The sequence below is a fragment of the Clostridium sp. UBA5712 genome (genome assembly GCF_002419845.1).
Classification (GTDB): domain Bacteria; phylum Bacillota; class Clostridia; order Clostridiales; family Clostridiaceae; genus Clostridium_J; species Clostridium_J sulfidigenes.
Genome location: NZ_DIGW01000010.1, coordinates 435,031 through 454,644, shown reverse-complemented (window position 1 = coordinate 454,644; position 19,614 = coordinate 435,031). Strand labels below are relative to the sequence as shown.

Sequence of the window (19,614 nt, the reverse complement as noted above, 5' to 3'; positions counted from 1 at the left end):
CGAATAATTAAGATTTAAAATAATAAATTATTTATTATCCTGAAAAGGAAATGTGCACAATAAAACCTAGGTAAAAAGAGAGATGGGGACGCCTATCTCTCTTTTTTTTATATCTAAATAACTTCTCCTACAATATATACAACAATAAAATATAGATTGCATATATAAATATGGAGAAAAATCTATTTTTATAGATTCAGCATAATTTTACCTATTGAATTTATATGCTATATGATGTACTATACATAAATATAACTTATATAGTATATTTAATTAAATATAAAAAAAGATTACTAATAACTTTATATATTCTGAATTTTAGGCAATTATATAAACAAATAGTTAGTAAAGTTACATATTAAATATATAATATTTTTATTAAAGAAAATTAAAGATATTAAAAATTTACAGGAGTAAAAAATGAATAAAAACTCTTGTCAAAGCTAACAAAATAATGTATACTATAGAAGTTGCAATATGGTAACAGCGATGAGGTAAGAGGTTGCCGGGCTTCCGGGGGAATTCTTAACCGAGCATGCTCAATCACGAATTGGGCGACGGGGTCTGTAGTGCTGTTGTGTTTCTTAAAATAAGAAACGCCAGGAGCAGTTTACAGAACTTCCGCTGTTGCGCGTAAGAAGTAATAGCGTGCGATGAAAAGGAGGGAATGAAATGTCAAAACAAAAAATCAGAATCAGATTAAAAGCGTTTGATCACACAATACTAGATCAATCAGCAGAGAAGATTGTTGAGACTGCTAAAAACACAGGAGCTAAAGTAGCCGGTCCAGTACCACTACCAACTGAGAAAGATGTAATAACTGTTCTAAGAGCTCCACACAAATACAAAGATTCAAGAGAGCAGTTCGAAATCAGAACTCATAAAAGACTAATCGATATATTAAGTCCATCACCAAAAACTGTTGATGCATTAATGAGATTAGACTTACCAGCAGGTGTAGATATCGAAATAAAATTATAATCGTACATAGTACATGAAATTGAACTATGATGTACGGGTAATAGAAAAACTATTACTAACTATTATGATCACAATGTGGTCCGCTAATAAGTAGGAGGTGTATTTAAATGAAAAAAGCTATAATGGGTAAAAAATTAGGAATGACTCAAATATTTGATGAAAATAGAAGAGTAGTACCTGTAACAGTTGTAGAAGCTGGTCCATGTGTAGTAATCCAAAAGAAAACAGTAGAAAATGATGGATATGAAGCCATAAAAGTTGGATTTGGAGATATAAGAGAAAAGTTAGTGAATAAACCTAAGAAAGGTGAATTCGCAAAAGCTGGTGTTGTTGTAAGAAGACACATAAAAGAATTTAGATTAGAGGATACAAGTGCTTACGAAGTAGGTTCTGAAATAAAAGCAGAAATCTTCGCAGCCGGAGATAAAATTGACGTATCTGGAATATCTAAAGGAAAAGGATTCGCTGGCGTTATAAAAAGATGGAACTTCCACAGAGGACCAATGAGCCACGGTTCTAAATTCCATAGAGCAGTAGGTTCAATGGGAGCATCATCAGACCCATCAAGAACATTTAAGAATAAAAAAATGCCTGGTCATATGGGAAATGTTAATACTACAGTGTTAAATCTAGAAGTAGTAAGAGTAATACCTGAAAAGAATATTATTCTTATTAAAGGCGGAATACCAGGACCAAACAAAGGTTTAGTAGTAATAAGAAACGCTGTTAAAGCATAAGGAAAGGAGGATGCAGAATGCCTACAGTAAAAGTGTATAACACTGAGAAAAAAGAAGTTGGAGAAATTCAATTAAATGATAGCATTTTCGGAGTAGAAGTTAGTGTTGAAGCAATGCACCAAGTTGTATTAGCTCAATTAGCTAATAAAAGACAAGGAACTCAAAGTGCTAAGACAAGAGCTGAAGTAAGAGGCGGAGGAATTAAGCCTTGGAGACAAAAAGGAACAGGAAGAGCAAGACAAGGTTCTATAAGAGCTCCACAATGGATTCACGGGGGTATCGTATTTGCACCAAAACCACGTGATTACAGAGTTTCCGTTCCAAAGAGTATGAGAAGAGTAGCTATGAAATCAGCTTTAACTTCAAAAGTACAAGATAATGAAATGATAGTATTAGAAAGCTTGGCTTTCGATGCACCAAAAACTAAAGATATGGTAAAAGTTCTTAATGCTTTTGAAACTAAAAAAACATTAATAGTTGTAGCTGAGTCTAATGAGAATGTTTATAAATCAGCAAGAAACATTCCTGGAGTAGCTGTAGTGCCTGTAAACAACATAAATGTTTACGACATATTAAAGTATGAAAACTTAATGATTACTAGAGACGCTGTATCAAAAATTGAGGAGGTGTATGCATAATGAAAATGACTAGTTATGATATAATAAGAAAACCTGTTATAACTGAAAAAAGTATGGCTGCTATGGCAGAAAGAAAATACACTTTCATCGTTGACATACACGCAAACAAAGTTCAAATAAAAAAAGCTGTTGAAGAAGTTTTCGGAGTAAAAGTTGAAGATGTTAAAACTCTAAGAAATTTAGGTAAAACTAAAAGAGTTGGAGTTCACATTGGAAAAAGAGCTGACTTCAAAAAAGCAGTTATTAAATTAGCAGCTGACAGCAAAACAATTGAATTCTTTGAAGGAATGCAATAATATAACGCATTTATTGGCTAGAGCCAGATAAGCGAAAAGGGAGGGAAACCTAATGGCAGTTAAAAAATTTAACCCTACCACTCCTTCAAGAAGAAATATGACTATGGCTTCATTTGAGGAAATAACAACAGATGTACCTGAAAAGTCACTTCTTGTAAGTAAGAAAAAAACTGGTGGTAGAAATGCTCAAGGTAAAATTACTGTTCGTCACCACGGTGGTGGAGCGAAACAAAAATATAGATTAATAGATTTTAAAAGAACTAAAGATGGTATACCAGCTAAAGTTGCAACTATCGAGTACGATCCTAATAGATCAGCTTACATCGCATTAGTTGTATATGCAGATGGTGAAAAGAGATACATAATAGCTCCAGTTGGATTAAAGGTTGGAGATGTTGTAGTATCTGGATCAGATGCAGACATTAAAGTTGGAAATACACTTCCAATAACTAACATACCAGTAGGTACAATAATTCATAACATTGAATTACAAGTAGGAAAAGGTGCTCAACTTGTTAGATCAGCAGGTTCTTCAGCTCAATTAATGGCTAAAGAAGGAGCTTACGCTCAAGTAAGACTACCAAGCGGAGAAGTTAGATATGTAAGAGTAAACTGTAGAGCTACAATAGGAACAGTTTCAAACTTAACTCACGAAATTGTTAATATAGGTAAAGCAGGAAGAAAGAGACATATGGGTATCAGACCAACAGTAAGAGGATCTGTAATGAACCCTAATGACCACCCACACGGAGGTGGAGAAGGTAAATCTCCAGTAGGTCATGCTAGTCCACGTACTCCATGGGGTAAACCAGCTCTTGGATACAAAACTAGAAAAACTAAGAAATACTCTGACAAATTTATTGTTAAGAAAAGAAATAGTAAATAGTTAGAAGAGAAATAAATTCTCTTCTGATTATAACTACTTTACATGAAGGGAGGCCACTAATAGTGAGTAGATCAATTAAAAAAGGACCTTTTGTAAAAGAGTCTCTTCTAAATAAAATAGAAGAAATGAACAAAGCTGGCGAGAAGAAAGTTATAAAGACTTGGTCAAGAAGCTCTACAATTTTTCCTCAAATGATAGGACACACAATTGCTGTACATGATGGAAGAAAACATGTTCCAGTATATGTCCAAGAAGACATGGTAGGACATAAACTTGGAGAGTTCGCTTTGACTAGAACTTTTAAAGGTCATATCGCGAAGGAAAAATCAAGTAGAATGAGATAGTACGGGAAGGAGGAAATTACCAATGGAAGCTAAAGCTATAGCTAAATATGTAAGAATGTCTCCTATGAAAGTTGGGATTGTTCTTGACCTTATAAGAGATAAGAATGTAAATGAAGCTTTCGCTATATTACAATATACTCCAAAAGATGCAGCTGTTGTTGTTAATAAATTATTAAAATCAGCTGTTGCGAATGCAGAAAACAATTTTAATTTAGACAGAAATAGATTATATGTTGCAGAGGCTCATACAGGTGCAGGTCCAACATTAAAGAGATTTAGACCACACGCTCAAGGTAGAGCATTCAGAATTTTAAAAAGAACTAGCCATATAACTATAGTAGTTAAAGAAAGAGCATAAGAAGGAGGGATATAGAGTGGGTCAAAAAGTACATCCACACGGCCTAAGAGTTGGTGTTATCAAGGATTGGGACGCTAAATGGTATGCAGACAAGAAAAATTTTGCAGATAACTTAGTTGAAGATAATGCTATCAGAGAATATATAAAGAAAAGATTATTCACTGCTGGAATATCTAAAATTGAGATAGAAAGAGCAGCTAAAAGAGTTAAAATAAATATACATACCGCAAAACCTGGAATGGTTATAGGAAAAGGCGGTCAAAGTATAGAAGAGCTTAAAGTTGCATTAAAAGAAGTTGTTAAAGATAAATTTGTTTTAATTAACATAGTAGAAGTTAAAACACCAGAAAACAATGCACAATTAATGGCTGAAAACATAGCAGCTCAATTAGAAAAGAGAATATCTTTTAGAAGAGCTATGAAACAAACGATTCAAAGAGCTATGAGAACAGGTGTTAAAGGAGTTAAGACTGCATGTTCAGGAAGATTAGGCGGAGCTGAAATCGCAAGAACAGAGCAGTATCATGAGGGAACAATCCCACTACAAACTTTAAGAGCTGATATCGACTATGGATTTACAGAAGCTAATACAATCTATGGTAAAATTGGTGTAAAAGTTTGGGTGTATAAAGGTGAGGTTCTTCCAACTAAGAAAGTTCAGAAGGAAGAAAGTAACTCATAATAACGTGTAAGGAAGGAGGAATTTGACATGTTAATGCCTAAAAGAGTTAAACATCGTAAGGTACAACGTGGTAGAATGAGAGGTAAAGCTACAAGAGGTAACTTCATTGCTTATGGAGATTATGCTTTACAAGCAACAGAGTGCGGTTGGATTACAAGCAACCAAATCGAATCTGCCAGAATAGCTATAAATAGATACGTTAAAAGAGGAGGAAAGGTTTGGATAAAAATCTTCCCTGATAAGCCAGTAACTGAAAAACCAGCTGAAACACGTATGGGATCTGGTAAAGGTTCACCAGAGTACTGGGTAGCAGTAATTAAACCAGGTAGAGTATTATTTGAAATATCTGGAGTATCTGAAGAAGCTGCTAGAGAAGCTATGAGACTTGCGTCTCACAAATTACCAGTAACAACCAAATTTGTTACTAGAAGAGATTTTGAGGAAATGGGTGGTGAAATCAATGAAGGCTAATGAATTGAAAGAGTTGAGACAAAGTACTCCTCAAGATTTAAATGTAAAACTATCTGATCTTAAATCAGAATTATTTAACCTTAGATTTCAGTTAGCTACAGGACAGTTAGAAAACCCAATGAGAATTAAACAGGTTAAGAAGTCTATAGCCCAAATTAAAACCATCCTTAGAGAAGAAGAATTAAGGGCTTGTGAGCAGTAATACTGAAAGGAGGTTCATCTTGTGGAAAGAGGAAATAGAAAAAGTAGAATCGGAAGAGTAGTTTCTGACAAAATGGATAAGACAATTGTTGTTGCTGTTGAAACTAAAGTTAGACATCCATTATATGGAAAAACAGTTAATAGAACAACTAAATTTAAGGCTCATGATGAAAATAATGAAGCAAAAGTTAACGATAGAGTATTAATAATGGAAACAAGACCATTATCTAAGGATAAGAGATGGAGACTTGTTGAAATCATGGAAAGAGCTAAATAGTTAACTGAAGGGAGGGTATTTACATGATACAACAACAAACATTATTAAAAGTAGCGGATAACTCTGGTGCTAAAGAAATAATGTGTATTAGAGTACTCGGTGGTTCCAAAAGAAAATGGGGAAACATCGGAGACGTAATTGTTGCTAGCGTTAAAAGTGCAACACCAGGTGGAGTTGTTAAAAAAGGTGACGTAGTAAAAGCAGTTATTGTTAGATCAGTTAAAGGTTTGAGAAGAGCAGACGGGACTTATATCAGATTTGATGAGAACGCAGCTGTTATTATAAAAGACGATAAGAATCCAAAAGGAACTCGTATCTTCGGACCTGTTGCTAGGGAGCTAAGAGATAAAGAATATAATAAAATATTGTCACTAGCACCTGAAGTACTATAGGATAGGGGGTAGCAAAGATGAAAGTTCATGTTAGAAAGAAAGACACTGTTATGGTTATCTCTGGAAAAGATAAAGGTAAAACTGGAGAAGTTTTAGCTGTTTATCCTAAGACTGGAAAAGTTGTAGTTGCTGGCGTTAACGTAGTAACTAAACATCAAAAACCAAACAGACAAAATATGCAAGGTGGAATAGTTAACTTTGAAGCAGCTATTAACAGCTCAAAGGTTATGCTATATTGCGATAAATGTAAGAGCGTAACTAGAATAAGCAATAAAGTACTTGATGATGGTACAAAAGTTAGAGTTTGCAAAAAGTGCGGAGAAACATTTTAATTCGCGAAAGGAGGTTTAACAAATGGTTACAAGACTACAAGAGAAATACAATAGTGAAGTAATACCAGCTATGATGGATAAGTTCGGATACAAAAATATAATGCAAGTACCTAGACTTGAAAAAATAGTTATAAATATGGGAGTTGGCGAAGCTAAAGATAACTCTAAAGTTTTAGATGCTGCTGTAAGTGATATGCAATTAATCACTGGACAAAAAGCTGTATTAACTAGAGCAAAGAAATCAGTTGCCAACTTTAAAATAAGAGATAACATGGCAATTGGATGTAAAGTTACATTAAGAAAAGATAAGATGTTCCAATTTGCGGACAAATTAATGAATATAGCATTACCAAGAGTTAGAGACTTCAGAGGCGTTCCTACTAAGTCATTTGATGGAAGAGGAAATTATGCTTTAGGAATAAAAGAACAATTAATATTCCCTGAAATAGAATATGATAAAATTGATAAAGTAAGAGGAATGGATATAATATTTGTAACTACTGCAAAGACAGACGAGGAAGCAAGAGAATTATTAAGATTCCTTGGAATGCCATTTGCTCAATAAAAGGAGGGAATGACTTGGCACGTAAAGCTTTAATAGAAAAGTGGAAAAAAGAACCAAAATATTCAACTAGAGAATACTCTAGATGCAGATTATGTGGAAGACCACATTCTGTCTTAAAAAAATTTGGTATTTGCCGTATATGTTTCAGAGAACTTGCTTATAAAGGACAAATTCCTGGATGCAAAAAGGCAAGCTGGTAATATACAGATCATAGCGAAAGGAGGCACAATTAATGAATATGACTGATCCGATAGCAGATTTGCTAACACGTGTAAGAAATGCAAATATTGTTAGACATGAAATAGTAGAAGTTCCTTCTTCAACAATAAAGAAAGGCATAGCAAATATTATGCTTCAAGAAGGATATATTAAAAATATAGAAGAATATCAAGATGGAACTGTTTCAATGTTAAGACTTAGCATGAAATATGGCCAAAATAAAGAGAGAGTTATAACAGGACTTAAGAGAATATCTAAACCAGGACTAAGAGTTTATAGTGGTAAGGATGATATCCCTAAAGTTTTAAATGGATTAGGAGTTGCAATAATATCAACTTCTAAAGGATTAGTTTCTGATAGAGAAGCTAGAAAATTAGGATTAGGCGGAGAAGTTATCTGCTACATCTGGTAGTTTATGAACAAGGAGGTGCGATTATGTCAAGAGTAGGAAGACTTCCAATAGCTATACCAGCTGGTGTATCTGTTACAGTAACGCCAGACAACGTTGTTACAGTTAAAGGACCTAAAGGGGAATTAACTAGAACAATGGTGAAGAATATAAACATAGCTATAGAGGATAATCAAGTGGTCGTTACAAGACCAAGCGATATAAAAGAACATAGAGCTCTACACGGATTAACTAGAGCATTATTAAATAATATGGTAATTGGAGTAACTAATGGTTTCGCTAAGACATTACAATTAGTTGGTGTTGGATATAGAGCAACAGCAAAAGGTAAGGGATTAACTTTAAACCTAGGATTCTCACACCCAGTTGAAATAGCTGCTGTAGATGGAATTACATTTGAATTAACAGATGCTAATACTATAGTAGTAAAAGGAATCGACAAGGAATTAGTTGGTAAAGTTGCAGCTGATATAAGAACTTGGAGAAAACCTGAGCCTTACAAAGGAAAGGGTATTAAGTACTCTGATGAAGTTATCAGACGTAAGGAAGGTAAGACTGGTAAATAATAGCTATTAGAAAGGAGAGAATTTCATGTTCAATAAAGCTGATAGAAAGCTATCAAGAGAAAGACGTCATTTAAGAGTACGTAAGAAAATTCATGGAACAGCTGAAAGACCAAGACTTGCAGTGTTCAGAAGTGAAAAGAACATATACGCTCAAATTATAGATGATGTTGCTGGAAGAACATTAGTTGCTGCATCTAGTTTAGATAAAGACTTTTCTCTAAAAGTTGGTAGCAATAAGGAAGCTGCTAAACTAGTTGGTGAAGTAGTAGCTAAAAAAGCAATAGAAGCAGGAATTACTGAAGTTGTATTCGATAGAGGTGGATATGTATACCACGGAAGAGTACAAATGCTTGCAGAAGGTGCAAGAGAAGCAGGACTTAAATTCTAAAAAAAGGAGGTACACACATGAAAATAGATCCTAGCACACTTGATCTTAAAGAGAAAGTTGTACACATAAACAGAGTTGCTAAGGTTGTTAAAGGTGGTAGAAACTTCAGATTCAGCGCACTAGTAGTTGTTGGTGATGAGAACGGACACGTTGGTGTTGGAATGGGAAAATCTATCGAAATACCAGAAGCAATTAGAAAAGGTATCGAAGATGCTAAAAAGAACATCGTTAAAGTTGAATTAGATGGAACTACAGTTCCTCATACTATAGATGGTAAATTTGGAACTGGTACAGTTCACATAATGCCAGCTTCAGAAGGAACAGGTGTTATCGCTGGAGGTCCAGCAAGAGCAGTACTTGAGCTTGCAGGATTAAAAGACGTTAGAGCTAAATCATTAGGTTCAAATAACCCAAGAAATATGGTTAGCGCAACTATAGATGGATTATCAAAATTAAGAACAGCAGAGCAAGTTGCAAAACTTAGAGGCAAAACTGTTGAAGAAATTCTAGGATAGGAGGGGAAAACCTTGGCTAAAGTTAAATTAACATTAGTAAAGAGTTTAATTGGTAGAAAGAAAGATCATATTGCTACTGTAGAGGCTCTTGGATTAAGAAAAATAGGTAAAACTGTTGAGCACGAGGAGACTCCTCAGATCAGAGGTATGATTAATAAAGTAAGTTACCTACTAAAAGTAGAAGAAGCTTAAACTAAGGAGGTGTAAATATGAGACTTCATGAGTTAAGACCTGCAGAAGGTGCAAAAAAATCTCCTAAGAGAATCGGTAGAGGTACTGGTTCAGGTTGGGGTAAAACTGCTGGAAAAGGTCAAAAAGGACAAAACTCAAGATCTGGTGGCGGTGTAAGACCAGGATTTGAGGGAGGTCAAATGCCTTTATATAGAAGACTACCTAAGAGAGGATTTACAAATATATTTGCTAAAGAATATACTTGTATAAACGTAGATAGACTAAACATATTTGAGGATGGAACTGTAGTTACTCCAGAGTTACTTCGTGAATCTGGAATGGCTAAGAGAGTAAACGATGGGATAAAGATTCTTGGAAATGGTAACATTGAAAAGAAATTAACTGTTAAAGCTAATAAGATTTCCAAAGCTGCAGCAGAGAAGATTGAAGCGGCAGGAGGAAAAGTTGAGGTGATATAGATGTTATCAACCCTACGAAACGCTTGGAGAGTTCCTGAGCTAAGAAGAAGAATACTATTTACATTAATGATAGTAGTAATTTTTAGAATGGGTGTGTTTATCCCAGTACCAGGAGTGGATGCTAGTAAGATTGCAACTTTAGTTAGTAGTAATTCTGGTTCCCTTCTAAGTTTCTATGACATGATTGCAGGAGGGGCTTTTAGTAAGTTTAGTATATTTGCTTTAGGTGTTACTCCGTATATCAATGCATCGATTATAATTCAATTACTTACAATTGCAATTCCTTATTTAGAACAACTTTCTAAAGAAGGTCAAGAAGGAAGAAAAAAAATACAGAACTATACTAAATATGCAGCTCTAGTATTTGCTGTTATTCAAGCATATGCAGCATATGCCTTAATTAAAAGCTCAGGAGCTATATTGATAGAAGGTTCAATGGGCCTTTTACTAATAATACTAACAATGACAACAGGTACAGCCTTGTTAGTATGGATAGGTGAACAAATTTCAGTATATGGAATTGGAAGTGGTGTTTCTGTTATTATATTTGTAAATATAATATCTTCACTACCACAAACAGCTTATCAAATAGCAGGGCTTCTTAAAACAGGAGAAGTTAGTCCGGTAGAGGTTGTAATATTCGTAGCAGTAGCTTTAGCTTTATTAATTACAGTAATTGTTATAAATTTAGCAGAACGAAGAATTCCAGTGCAATATGCCGGTAAAGCAATAGGAAGAAAAGTTATAAAAGGTCAATCATCACATATTCCAATAGGATTAAATTCTTCTGGAGTTATGGCGATAATCTTTGGTATGTCAGTAATGCAATTTCCAGCGGTTATAGCACAAATATGGCCTGAATCTTCCTTTGCGGTATTTGTTAATAAGAGTTCTTGGAGTATATTTCAGCAAGATACTATGAAATATGTAGTAGCATACTTTTTATTAGTACTATTCTTTGCTTGGTTCTATACTATAATTACTTTCAAACCAGATGAGATGGCAGAGAATATGAATAAATCATCAGGATTTATTCCAGGTATAAGACCAGGTGAAAAAACTGAAATTTACTTAGAGAAGATTTTGACAAGAATATCCCTTTTAGGTGGAACATTTGCTGGAATTATAGCTATAGTGCCTATATTAGCAGCTATATTCAGTAATTTTAAGGGAGTTTCATTTGGTGGAACTAGTTTACTAATTTTAGTTGGTGTATCTCTAGATACTATGAAACAATTAGAATCTCAGCTAGTAATGAGACATTATGAAGGGTTCCTTAAATAAAAATTTTAATTTGGAGTTGATACTAGTGAGAGTTATTTTATTAGGTCCTCCTGGAGCCGGAAAAGGAACTCAGGCAAAGTCAATCTGTAATAAATACTCTATACCACACATATCTACTGGAGATATTTTTAGATATAATATCTCTCAAGCAACGCCTTTAGGGATTGAAGCTAAAAAATATATAGATAAAGGTCATCTAGTACCAGATGAATTAACTATCGATTTAATTAAAGATAGATTAAAGCAGGATGACTGCAAAAATGGATTTTTACTAGATGGTTATCCAAGGACTGTAAATCAAGCAGAGGCTTTAGAAGTTTTACTTAAAGAAATGAGTTTAAAACTAGACACTGCCTTATTGATTGAAGTTCCTAAGGGTTTTATTATAGATAGAATGACAGGAAGACGTGTATGTACTACTTGTGGAGCTAGTTATCACGTAAAATATAATCCTACTAAAAACGATGGAAAATGCGACGTTTGCGGTAGCGTTGTAATACAAAGAGCAGATGATAATGAAGCGACAGTAAGTGAAAGACTTGAAATATATGATGCACAAACACAACCGTTAATAGAATACTATAGAGAGAAAAATCTATTAGCAGAGGTTGATGGAACGCAAGCTATTAATGATGTTTTTAAGAATATCTGTGGTATCTTAGGAGCGATAAATAGTGATGAATATTAAGAGTGATACAGAACTAGAATATATGAGGAGTGCTGGTAAGGTTGTTGCCGATACCCTAGCAATGATTCAAAAGGTAATAAAACCAGGAATAACCACTGCAGAAATTGATAAACTTGCTGAAGAGTTTATATTAGCACAAGGAGCTATACCTTCTTTTAAAGGATATGGAGGATTCCCAGGATCAATATGTGCATCAGTAAATGATGTAGTAATACATGGTATCCCGAATAATACCGTATTAGTTGAAGGAGATATAATCAGTGTTGATTGTGGAGCAATACTTAATGGCTATCATGGTGATGCTGCACGAACTTTTCCAGTAGGAAATATTTCTAAGGAAGCACAACATCTAATAGATGTCACTAAAGAATCTTTCTTTAAGGGCATTGAAAAAGCAGTAGTGGGGAACAGACTTACCGATATTTCAGCAGCTATTCAAAAGCATGCTGAGAGTTTTGGATATTCTGTGGTTAGGGATTTTGTTGGACACGGCATAGGAACTGCTATGCATGAAGACCCACAAGTTCCTAATTACGGCACTGCTGGTAAAGGTCCTAAGTTAGTACACGGTGTAGTGCTTGCAATTGAACCTATGATAAACATGGGAAATTACAAAGTTAAAATTAAGCCAGATGGTTGGACTGTAGTGACTAGTGATGGAAAGTTATCTGCCCATTATGAAAATACTATAGCAATAACTAATGAAGGTGTAGAAATACTAACTTTGAGCTAATGAGGTGACTAATGTGGATGATGACAGCCTTTTAGGTAAGGTAGTACATTCAAAATCAGGAAGAGATAAAGGAAAATACTTTATCATTATTGGTATAATAGACGATGAGTATGTCTATATTTCAGATGGAGACCTTAGAAAAATTGATAGGCCAAAGAAAAAGAAAATTAAACATTTATCTTTTACAAATGTTTTGGCTGAAGATATTAGAAGTGCTATCTTATCTGATGGAAAGATCAGTAATTCTAAAATAAGAAAATTTTTGCAGGTTGAGGATATAATAGAGGAGGTTTGATTACCCTTATGTCAAAAGATGATATAATTGAAATGCAAGGTGTCGTTTTAGAAACTCTACCTAATGCAACTTTCCAAGTTGAATTAGAGAGTGGGCACAAGATACTTGCTCATATTTCTGGAAAGTTAAGAATGAACTTTATAAGAATTTTACCAGGCGATAAGGTTACAGTAGAACTTTCTCCATATGATTTGACTCGTGGGAGAATAACTTGGAGAGATAAGTAATAAGGAGGGTTAGCTATGAAGGTAAGACCATCAGTTAAACCTATATGTGAAAAATGTAAAGTTATAAAAAGAAAAGGAAGAGTAATGGTTATCTGTGAAAATCCTAAACATAAACAAAAACAAGGTTAATAAAAATAAATAAGTAGTGATACTTAGGAGGTGTAGATTGTAGATGGCAAGAATTGCAGGTATTGACCTACCAAAAGAAAAAAGAGTTGAGATAGGTCTAACTTATATATTTGGTATAGGACTACCAAAATCTCATGAAATACTTGAAGCTACAGGAGTGAATCCTGATACTAGAATCAAGGATTTAACTGAAGATGAAGTAAATACATTAAGAGATTATGTAAATAAGAGCTTAATGGTTGAAGGTGATCTTAGAAGAAAAGTTGCCTTAGATATAAAGAGACTTAAAGAAATCGGATGTTATAGAGGAATAAGACATAGAAAAGGTCTTACAGTTAGAGGTCAAAAGACTAAGACTAATGCAAGAACAAGAAAAGGTCCTAAGAAGACTATAGCAGGCAAGAAGAAATAGTAAGGAGGGAATATAATGGCTCAAAAGAAAGTTAGAAGTAGAAGAAAAAAAGAAAGAAAAAATGTTGAGCACGGTGCTGCACACATAAAATCTACTTTCAATAATTCCATCGTTACACTTACTGATGCAGCTGGAAACGCATTGTCATGGGCAAGTGCTGGTGGATTAGGATTTAGAGGTTCAAGAAAAAGTACTCCATTTGCAGCTCAAATGGCAGCTGAAACAGCAGCTAAAGCAGCGATGGAACATGGTTTAAAAAGCATAGAAGTTTATGTTAAAGGTCCAGGAGCAGGTAGAGAAGCGGCTATAAGATCACTTCAAGCTGCAGGATTAGAAGTTACTTTAATCAAAGATGTAACTCCAATTCCACACAATGGATGTAGACCACCAAAAAGAAGAAGAGTTTAATTAACAGGAGGTGTAATGAATGGCAAGATACACAGGCGCTACATGCAGACTTTGTAGAAGAGAGGGCCTTAAGCTTAACCTTAAAGGTGACAGATGCTTCACTGAGAAGTGCGCTTTTACTAGAAGAGGTTATGCACCAGGTCAACACGGTCAAAGCAGAAAGAAAATGTCAAACTATGGAACTCAATTAAGAGAAAAGCAAAAAGCTAAGAGAATATATGGAGTTCTAGAAGGACAATTTAGAAAGTACTATGAGAAAGCTGAAAAGCAAAGAGGAATTACAGGTGAAAACCTATTAAAATTCCTAGAATTAAGATTAGATAACGTTGTTTATAGATTAGGATACGGAAGCTCAAGAGTTGAAGCTAGACAATTAGTAAACCACGGACATTTCTTAGTAAATGGTAAAAAAGTAGATATTGCATCTTACTCTGTTAAAGCTGGAGATGTTATATCAGTTAGAGAAAAAAGCAGATCTTCTGAAAAATTCAAAGTTTTTGCTGAAAATCCAAAAACTCTACCAACTTGGTTAGAAGGAAATATTGAATCATTTGAAGGTAAGGTTGCTTCAATACCAGCAAGAGAAGACATAGACGTTCCTGTTAATGAAACATTAATCGTTGAGTTATACAGTAAATAGTCAATAATGTAATCAGTTGCCCTCGATATAAAAAAACCACTAAATTTAAAAGGAGGGTTATAAATGTTAGAAATTGAAAAGCCAAAAATAGAATGTGTTGAAACCGCTGAAAATGGTACATATGGCAAATTTGTTGTTGAACCATTAGAAAGAGGTTATGGAATAACTTTAGGTAATGCATTAAGAAGAATTCTTCTTTCTTCACTACCTGGAGTTGCTGCTAATTCGATTAAAATTGATGGTGTTTTACACGAATTCTCAACTATACATGGAGTTAAAGAAGATGTTTCTGAGTTAATTCTAAATATAAAGGAATTAGCACTTAAGATGTCTGGTGAGGGCCCAAGAACAATATATATTGATGCTGAAGGTCCTGGTGAAGTTACAGGAGCAGATATTAAAGTGGACGGAGATGTTGAAGTAGTTAATAAGGATCTTCATATTGCTACCCTAGATGATGGTGGAAAGTTATTTATGGAGATAAATATTAATAGTGGTAGAGGTTATGTTTCTCAAAATAAGAACAAAACTGATGATAAGCCAATATCAACTATACCTGTTGATTCAATATATACTCCAGTTAAAAGAGTTAACTTTACAGTTGAGAATACAAGAGTAGGACAGATCACAGATTATGATAAATTAACTATAGAAATTTGGACAAATGGAACTATTAGACCTGATGAAGCTATTGGTTTATCAGCTAAAATTCTTATTGAACACTTTAAACTATTTATGACATTAACTGATCATGCAGATAATGTTGAAATAATGATAGAAAAAGAAGAAGACAAGAAAGAAAAAGTTCTAGAAATGACTATAGAAGAACTAGATTTATCTGTTAGAAGCTTTAACTGCTTAAAGAGAGCTGGTATTAATACTGTTCAAGAGTTAACAGAAAAATCAATGGATGATATGATGAAGGTAAGAAACCTAGGAAAGAAATCTCTTGAAGAGGTTGAGCAAAAACTTGAAGGCTTAGGATTGGGATTCAAACCTAGCGAGGAGTAAGGAGGTATAGAGATGGCACAGCAACGTAAGTTAGGACGTCCAACTGATCAAAGAATGGCAATGCTTAGAAATCTTACGACTAGTTTCTTAAAGCACGGTAGAATTGAAACAACTGAAGCTAGAGCAAAAGAAACTAAAAGATTAGCTGAGAAAATGATAACTTTAGCTAAAAGAGGAGATCTTCATGCTAGAAGACAAGTGCTTGCATTTGTTACAGAAGAGGATGTTGTTAAGAATTTATTTGATAACGTAGCTCCAAAGTACGCTGAGAGAAATGGTGGATACACTAGAATAATGAAAATGGGACCTAGAAGAGGCGACGGAGCAGAGGTTGTTGTATTAGAATTAGTATAATAATTCAAGGGGATTAAGTAAGGCTAACTTAGTCCCCGTTTTGTTATAAAATTGAGTATTAGATAGTAACTCTCTAATGGAGGGATAATTGATGGAAACTAATATAAATTCTAGAGATAATCAAATTGAAAAGCTTAATGAAATTAATAAAATAGATAATTTAAATTCATCCAGTGAAAAAGTACCGGAAGTTATTAGTGAAAACTTGAGATACACTTATCCTCCGGATAGTGAAGGTAATATAAAATTGGCTATAGATGGTGTTAATATTACCATTAATAAGGGTGAGTTTGTAGTTGTATTAGGTCATAATGGATCAGGAAAATCTACTTTTGCAAAACATATAAATGCACTCTTAATTCCAACAGAGGGCAAAATTAGTGTGTCTGGATATGATACTAGCAAAGAAGAAAACATATGGAATGTAAGAAGCAAAGCGGGGATGGTTTTTCAAAACCCTGATAACCAAATTGTTGCAACTATAGTAGAAGAGGATGTAGCTTTTGGACCAGAAAATTTAGGCGTAGAGCCTAAGGAGATAAGAAGAAGAGTAGACGAGTCACTTAAGAGAGTAAACATGTATGATTATAAAAAACATGGACCACATCTTCTATCTGGGGGTCAAAAGCAACGTGTAGCTATTGCTGGTATATTAGCTATGATGCCTGAATGCATAGTATTAGATGAGCCAACAGCCATGCTTGATCCATCTGGAAGAAAAGAAGTTATAAATACGATAATGGATTTAAATAAAAACAATGGGATTACAATAGTATACATAACACACTTTATGGAAGAAGCTGTTGCAGCAGATAAGATATATGTTATGGATTCAGGAAAAGTTATAGTAGAAGGAAAGCCAAGAGAAGTATTTCAAAATGTAGAAATTATGAAAAACTTAGGTTTGGATGTACCACAAATGACAGAATTGGCTTATGAATTAAATAAATCAGGTGTTAATATAAAATCGGATATATTAACTATAGATGAGATGGTGAGAGAATTATGTCAATTAAAATAGAAAATTTAACTCATATATATATGGCTAAAACTCCCTTTGAAAAGGTTGCCCTTAGTAATGTTAATGTGAATATAAATGATGGCGAATTTGTAGCCCTCATTGGACATACAGGTTCAGGTAAATCTACTTTGATACAACACATGAATGGGTTATTAAAACCTAACCAAGGAAAGATATTTGTTGATGGTGTAGATATTACTGCTAGTGGAGTTAAGCTTACAGACATAAGAAAAAAAGTTGGATTAGTATTCCAATATGCAGAGTATCAACTTTTTGAGGAAACAATAGAAAAGGACATAATGTTTGGACCTAAGAATTTAGGGCTTAATGATGAGGAAGCTTTAGCAAGAACTAAAAGAGCCATGGACATGGTAGGTTTAGACTATGAAACTTACAGAAATAAATCTCCATTTGACCTAAGTGGAGGACAAAAAAGAAGAGTAGCAATAGCTGGAGTTGTAGCTATGGAACCAAGGGTTTTAATATTAGATGAACCAACAGCTGGATTAGATCCTAAGGGGAGAGATGAAATTCTAGGAGAGCTATATAAGCTTCATAAATCCTATAACATGACTATCATTCTTGTATCTCATAGCATGGAGGATGTGGCAAAGGTTGCAGACCGTATATTGGTAATGGATGAAGGAAAATGTGTATTAGATGGTACACCACAAGAAATATTCAAAGAAGTAGATACATTAGAAAATGTAGGTCTTGCAGTTCCACAGGTAACATATCTTATGCGAGAATTGAGAAGGGTTGGATTTGAATTACCTGATGATATTTTCACATTAGAACAAGCTAAAAAAGAGTTACTTAAGATACTAGCAAAAAACTAGGCTCTTTTATAAAGTTGTGGAGGAGTAAATATGATTAAAGATATTACCATAGGCCAATATATACCTGGAGAGTCATTTGTCCATAAATTAGATGCTAGGGTAAAAATACTATTTTCCTTACTCTTTATAATAGACTTATTTTTAATAAAAGAGTTCTCAGGATATATTGTTATTTTTATATTTACAATGATGGCTATAATTGTATCTAAGATTCAATTTAGATATATATATAAGGGATTAAAGCCTATATTTATATTAATGATAATAACGGCACTATTTAATGTGTTTTTAACTAGAGGTAACGTATTATTATGGCAATGGGGATTTGTTAAAATATATAAAGAAGGTATAGTAACAGCTATATTTATGATATTAAGACTTACTTTTCTTATTATAGGAACATCTCTATTAACATTAACTACATCACCAATAGAACTTACTGATGGAATAGAAAAATTACTAGGACCATTTAAGAAAATTGGTGTACCAGCTCATGAACTTGCCATGATGATGACTATAGCACTACGATTTATACCTACTTTAATGGATGAGACTGATAAAATAATGAAGGCTCAAAAGGCAAGAGGTGCAGATTTTGAAAGTGGAAGTATAGTTAATAGAGCTAAAAGCCTTATACCACTACTTGTACCGCTATTTATTAGCTCCTTTAGAAGAGCTGATGAATTAGCAATGGCAATGGAAGCTAGATGCTATAGAGGTGGAGAAGGCCGAACTAGAATGAAGATACTGAAAGTAACTTCGAGAGATTATGTAGGAATGATTGTTATGTCTGCATTAACTATAATAGTTATATATATGAGATTTTAGATGTAGTAGAATAAAGGGATATATATATGAAAAACATTAAGTTAATACTAGAATATGATGGAACTAATTATATGGGGTGGCAAAAACAGCCTAAGGGAGAAACCATTCAAGGAACAGTTGAAAATGCAATCTCTAAGATCACTGGGGAAAAAGTTGAAGTGATTGGTTGTAGCAGAACCGATAGTAAAGTACATGCTAAAGGATATGTGTGTAATTTTAAGACTAGTAGTAATATTCCTGTAGAAAAGTTTAGAGAAGCATTAAATCATGTATTACCAGAAGATATATCTGTAATTAAGTCCTCACAAGTTCATGATGATTTTCATGCTAGATATGATTCAAAAGGGAAGATGTATTGCTATACAATACTAAATACAGAAGTAAGAATGCCCATATGTAGAAATTTTTCATATCACTATAAAAAGAGTTTAGATATAGAGAAAATGAAGGATGCTGCAAAATTTTTTATAGGAACTCATGATTTTGAAGCTTTTAGGAATATTGGAAGTTCAGTTAAAACGACTACAAGAACTATTAGTAAAGTTGATATAGTTAAGAACGAACACTATATCAAAGTATATATAGCTGCTGATGGATTTTTATATAATATGGCAAGAATTATGATAGGAACGCTTATAGATGCAGGAAATGGAAAAATAAAAGCAGAAGATATACCTAAAATAATATTAAGTAGAGATCGAAAAAAAGCAGGCAAAACATGTTCACCCCAAGGTTTATGTTTAATTGAAGTTTATTATTAATAATAGTAAAAATCATTGACACACCCGGGAAATTGTATTATAATGAATTTTGTTCGTATAATAAATATTTGTGTGTA

The 19,614-nt window shown here is 33.7% G+C and carries 36 protein-coding genes; all 36 read left to right on the top strand.

The annotated features are described in order from the left end of the window. Positions 1 to 672 precede the first annotated feature (672 nt). The 36 genes from rpsJ to truA all read left to right on the top strand — a co-directional run bounded on the left by rpsJ (position 673) and on the right by truA (position 19,537). Positions 673 to 981, top strand: a complete 309-nt coding sequence (gene rpsJ / locus B3B03_RS06150; protein WP_035133283.1) for a 30S ribosomal protein S10 — start codon at positions 673 to 675, stop codon at positions 979 to 981. A 107-nt stretch (positions 982 to 1,088) separates the two neighbouring features. Continuing rightward, positions 1,089 to 1,718, top strand: coding sequence for a 50S ribosomal protein L3 (gene rplC / locus B3B03_RS06145; protein WP_346876707.1), 630 nt, complete (start codon positions 1,089 to 1,091; stop codon positions 1,716 to 1,718). Between the two features lie 17 nt (positions 1,719 to 1,735). Next, positions 1,736 to 2,356, top strand: a complete 621-nt coding sequence (gene rplD / locus B3B03_RS06140) for a 50S ribosomal protein L4 (RefSeq protein ID WP_035133287.1) — start codon at positions 1,736 to 1,738, stop codon at positions 2,354 to 2,356. Next, entirely contained in the window at positions 2,356 to 2,652 is a 297-nt protein-coding gene (gene rplW / locus B3B03_RS06135) for a 50S ribosomal protein L23 (RefSeq protein WP_150845873.1), read from the top strand. Before rplD ends, rplW begins: the two co-directional genes overlap by 1 nt. A gap of 52 nt (positions 2,653 to 2,704) precedes the next feature. Beyond that, entirely contained in the window at positions 2,705 to 3,538 is an 834-nt protein-coding gene (rplB, locus tag B3B03_RS06130; RefSeq protein WP_035133291.1) for a 50S ribosomal protein L2, read from the top strand. Between the two features lie 62 nt (positions 3,539 to 3,600). Next, entirely contained in the window at positions 3,601 to 3,882 is a 282-nt protein-coding gene (gene rpsS, locus B3B03_RS06125) for a 30S ribosomal protein S19 (RefSeq protein WP_035133294.1), read from the top strand. 22 nt (positions 3,883 to 3,904) lie between these two features. After that, positions 3,905 to 4,240, top strand: coding sequence for a 50S ribosomal protein L22 (gene rplV, locus B3B03_RS06120; RefSeq protein ID WP_035133296.1), 336 nt, complete (start codon positions 3,905 to 3,907; stop codon positions 4,238 to 4,240). Positions 4,241 to 4,256: 16 nt separating this feature from the next. Continuing rightward, a complete protein-coding gene (rpsC, locus tag B3B03_RS06115) occupies positions 4,257 to 4,922 on the top strand; it encodes a 30S ribosomal protein S3 (RefSeq protein WP_150845876.1) in 666 nt (221 codons plus the stop codon). A 27-nt stretch (positions 4,923 to 4,949) separates the two neighbouring features. Continuing rightward, complete coding sequence (gene rplP / locus B3B03_RS06110; protein WP_035133300.1) at positions 4,950 to 5,393, top strand: 50S ribosomal protein L16; 444 nt, start codon at positions 4,950 to 4,952, stop codon at positions 5,391 to 5,393. Beyond that, positions 5,383 to 5,595, top strand: a complete 213-nt coding sequence (rpmC, locus tag B3B03_RS06105) for a 50S ribosomal protein L29 (RefSeq protein WP_035133305.1) — start codon at positions 5,383 to 5,385, stop codon at positions 5,593 to 5,595. The genes rplP and rpmC overlap by 11 nt, the downstream gene beginning before the upstream one ends. A 21-nt stretch (positions 5,596 to 5,616) precedes the next feature. After that, complete coding sequence (rpsQ, locus tag B3B03_RS06100) at positions 5,617 to 5,871, top strand: 30S ribosomal protein S17 (RefSeq protein ID WP_035133308.1); 255 nt, start codon at positions 5,617 to 5,619, stop codon at positions 5,869 to 5,871. Positions 5,872 to 5,894: 23 nt separating this feature from the next. After that, entirely contained in the window at positions 5,895 to 6,263 is a 369-nt protein-coding gene (gene rplN, locus B3B03_RS06095) for a 50S ribosomal protein L14 (RefSeq protein ID WP_035133311.1), read from the top strand. Positions 6,264 to 6,280: 17 nt separating this feature from the next. Beyond that, positions 6,281 to 6,595, top strand: coding sequence for a 50S ribosomal protein L24 (rplX, locus tag B3B03_RS06090; RefSeq protein WP_035133314.1), 315 nt, complete (start codon positions 6,281 to 6,283; stop codon positions 6,593 to 6,595). Positions 6,596 to 6,617: 22 nt separating this feature from the next. Further along, positions 6,618 to 7,160: a 50S ribosomal protein L5 gene (gene rplE, locus B3B03_RS06085; RefSeq protein ID WP_035133316.1), complete on the top strand. Its 543-nt coding sequence runs from the start codon at positions 6,618 to 6,620 to the stop codon at positions 7,158 to 7,160. A gap of 14 nt (positions 7,161 to 7,174) precedes the next feature. After that, positions 7,175 to 7,360: a type Z 30S ribosomal protein S14 gene (locus tag B3B03_RS06080; protein ID WP_035133318.1), complete on the top strand. Its 186-nt coding sequence runs from the start codon at positions 7,175 to 7,177 to the stop codon at positions 7,358 to 7,360. A gap of 32 nt (positions 7,361 to 7,392) precedes the next feature. Continuing rightward, positions 7,393 to 7,791: a 30S ribosomal protein S8 gene (gene rpsH / locus B3B03_RS06075; RefSeq protein ID WP_035133320.1), complete on the top strand. Its 399-nt coding sequence runs from the start codon at positions 7,393 to 7,395 to the stop codon at positions 7,789 to 7,791. 23 nt (positions 7,792 to 7,814) lie between these two features. Next, entirely contained in the window at positions 7,815 to 8,354 is a 540-nt protein-coding gene (gene rplF, locus B3B03_RS06070) for a 50S ribosomal protein L6 (RefSeq protein ID WP_035133322.1), read from the top strand. Between the two features lie 25 nt (positions 8,355 to 8,379). Next, positions 8,380 to 8,742 (top strand): 50S ribosomal protein L18, encoded by a 363-nt coding sequence (rplR, locus tag B3B03_RS06065; RefSeq protein WP_150845878.1) that lies wholly within the window; start codon positions 8,380 to 8,382, stop codon positions 8,740 to 8,742. Between the two features lie 17 nt (positions 8,743 to 8,759). Then, positions 8,760 to 9,257 (top strand): 30S ribosomal protein S5, encoded by a 498-nt coding sequence (rpsE, locus tag B3B03_RS06060; protein WP_035133326.1) that lies wholly within the window; start codon positions 8,760 to 8,762, stop codon positions 9,255 to 9,257. A gap of 12 nt (positions 9,258 to 9,269) precedes the next feature. After that, positions 9,270 to 9,449: a 50S ribosomal protein L30 gene (rpmD, locus tag B3B03_RS06055; RefSeq protein WP_035133328.1), complete on the top strand. Its 180-nt coding sequence runs from the start codon at positions 9,270 to 9,272 to the stop codon at positions 9,447 to 9,449. A gap of 17 nt (positions 9,450 to 9,466) precedes the next feature. Then, on the top strand, positions 9,467 to 9,907 hold the full coding sequence (gene rplO, locus B3B03_RS06050; protein WP_035133331.1) for a 50S ribosomal protein L15: 441 nt from the start codon (positions 9,467 to 9,469) through the stop codon (positions 9,905 to 9,907). Beyond that, positions 9,908 to 11,191 carry a preprotein translocase subunit SecY gene (gene secY / locus B3B03_RS06045; protein WP_346847801.1) on the top strand — a complete coding sequence of 428 codons (1,284 nt, stop codon included), beginning with the start codon at positions 9,908 to 9,910 and terminating at the stop codon, positions 11,189 to 11,191. Positions 11,192 to 11,216: 25 nt separating this feature from the next. After that, positions 11,217 to 11,879, top strand: coding sequence for an adenylate kinase (locus B3B03_RS06040; protein ID WP_035133451.1), 663 nt, complete (start codon positions 11,217 to 11,219; stop codon positions 11,877 to 11,879). Beyond that, positions 11,866 to 12,612: a type I methionyl aminopeptidase gene (gene map, locus B3B03_RS06035; protein ID WP_346847799.1), complete on the top strand. Its 747-nt coding sequence runs from the start codon at positions 11,866 to 11,868 to the stop codon at positions 12,610 to 12,612. Before B3B03_RS06040 ends, map begins: the two co-directional genes overlap by 14 nt. Before the next feature lie 13 nt (positions 12,613 to 12,625). Continuing rightward, positions 12,626 to 12,907 carry a KOW domain-containing RNA-binding protein gene (locus tag B3B03_RS06030; protein ID WP_346847798.1) on the top strand — a complete coding sequence of 94 codons (282 nt, stop codon included), beginning with the start codon at positions 12,626 to 12,628 and terminating at the stop codon, positions 12,905 to 12,907. A gap of 8 nt (positions 12,908 to 12,915) precedes the next feature. After that, positions 12,916 to 13,134 (top strand): translation initiation factor IF-1, encoded by a 219-nt coding sequence (gene infA / locus B3B03_RS06025; protein ID WP_035133338.1) that lies wholly within the window; start codon positions 12,916 to 12,918, stop codon positions 13,132 to 13,134. A gap of 15 nt (positions 13,135 to 13,149) precedes the next feature. Next, positions 13,150 to 13,263 (top strand): 50S ribosomal protein L36, encoded by a 114-nt coding sequence (rpmJ, locus tag B3B03_RS06020; RefSeq protein WP_003373491.1) that lies wholly within the window; start codon positions 13,150 to 13,152, stop codon positions 13,261 to 13,263. Positions 13,264 to 13,306: 43 nt separating this feature from the next. Next, positions 13,307 to 13,675 carry a 30S ribosomal protein S13 gene (gene rpsM, locus B3B03_RS06015; RefSeq protein WP_150845881.1) on the top strand — a complete coding sequence of 123 codons (369 nt, stop codon included), beginning with the start codon at positions 13,307 to 13,309 and terminating at the stop codon, positions 13,673 to 13,675. Between the two features lie 15 nt (positions 13,676 to 13,690). Next, positions 13,691 to 14,083, top strand: coding sequence for a 30S ribosomal protein S11 (gene rpsK / locus B3B03_RS06010; RefSeq protein ID WP_035133342.1), 393 nt, complete (start codon positions 13,691 to 13,693; stop codon positions 14,081 to 14,083). 19 nt (positions 14,084 to 14,102) lie between these two features. Continuing rightward, positions 14,103 to 14,723, top strand: a complete 621-nt coding sequence (gene rpsD, locus B3B03_RS06005) for a 30S ribosomal protein S4 (RefSeq protein WP_150845882.1) — start codon at positions 14,103 to 14,105, stop codon at positions 14,721 to 14,723. Positions 14,724 to 14,786: 63 nt separating this feature from the next. Next, positions 14,787 to 15,734: a DNA-directed RNA polymerase subunit alpha gene (locus B3B03_RS06000; RefSeq protein WP_035133346.1), complete on the top strand. Its 948-nt coding sequence runs from the start codon at positions 14,787 to 14,789 to the stop codon at positions 15,732 to 15,734. 12 nt (positions 15,735 to 15,746) lie between these two features. Next, positions 15,747 to 16,088, top strand: coding sequence for a 50S ribosomal protein L17 (rplQ, locus tag B3B03_RS05995; protein WP_035133348.1), 342 nt, complete (start codon positions 15,747 to 15,749; stop codon positions 16,086 to 16,088). A 91-nt stretch (positions 16,089 to 16,179) separates the two neighbouring features. Continuing rightward, complete coding sequence (locus tag B3B03_RS05990) at positions 16,180 to 17,109, top strand: energy-coupling factor transporter ATPase (protein WP_084178155.1); 930 nt, start codon at positions 16,180 to 16,182, stop codon at positions 17,107 to 17,109. Next, positions 17,094 to 17,948, top strand: a complete 855-nt coding sequence (locus B3B03_RS05985) for an energy-coupling factor transporter ATPase (RefSeq protein ID WP_346847797.1) — start codon at positions 17,094 to 17,096, stop codon at positions 17,946 to 17,948. The genes B3B03_RS05990 and B3B03_RS05985 overlap by 16 nt, the downstream gene beginning before the upstream one ends. Before the next feature lie 30 nt (positions 17,949 to 17,978). After that, the gene (locus tag B3B03_RS05980; RefSeq protein ID WP_346847796.1) at positions 17,979 to 18,776 is read left to right on the top strand and encodes an energy-coupling factor transporter transmembrane component T; all 798 of its coding nucleotides are present in this window, start codon (positions 17,979 to 17,981) and stop codon (positions 18,774 to 18,776) included. A 26-nt stretch (positions 18,777 to 18,802) separates the two neighbouring features. Further along, positions 18,803 to 19,537, top strand: a complete 735-nt coding sequence (truA, locus tag B3B03_RS05975; protein WP_035133355.1) for a tRNA pseudouridine(38-40) synthase TruA — start codon at positions 18,803 to 18,805, stop codon at positions 19,535 to 19,537. The last annotated feature ends 77 nt before the right edge of the window (positions 19,538 to 19,614 follow it).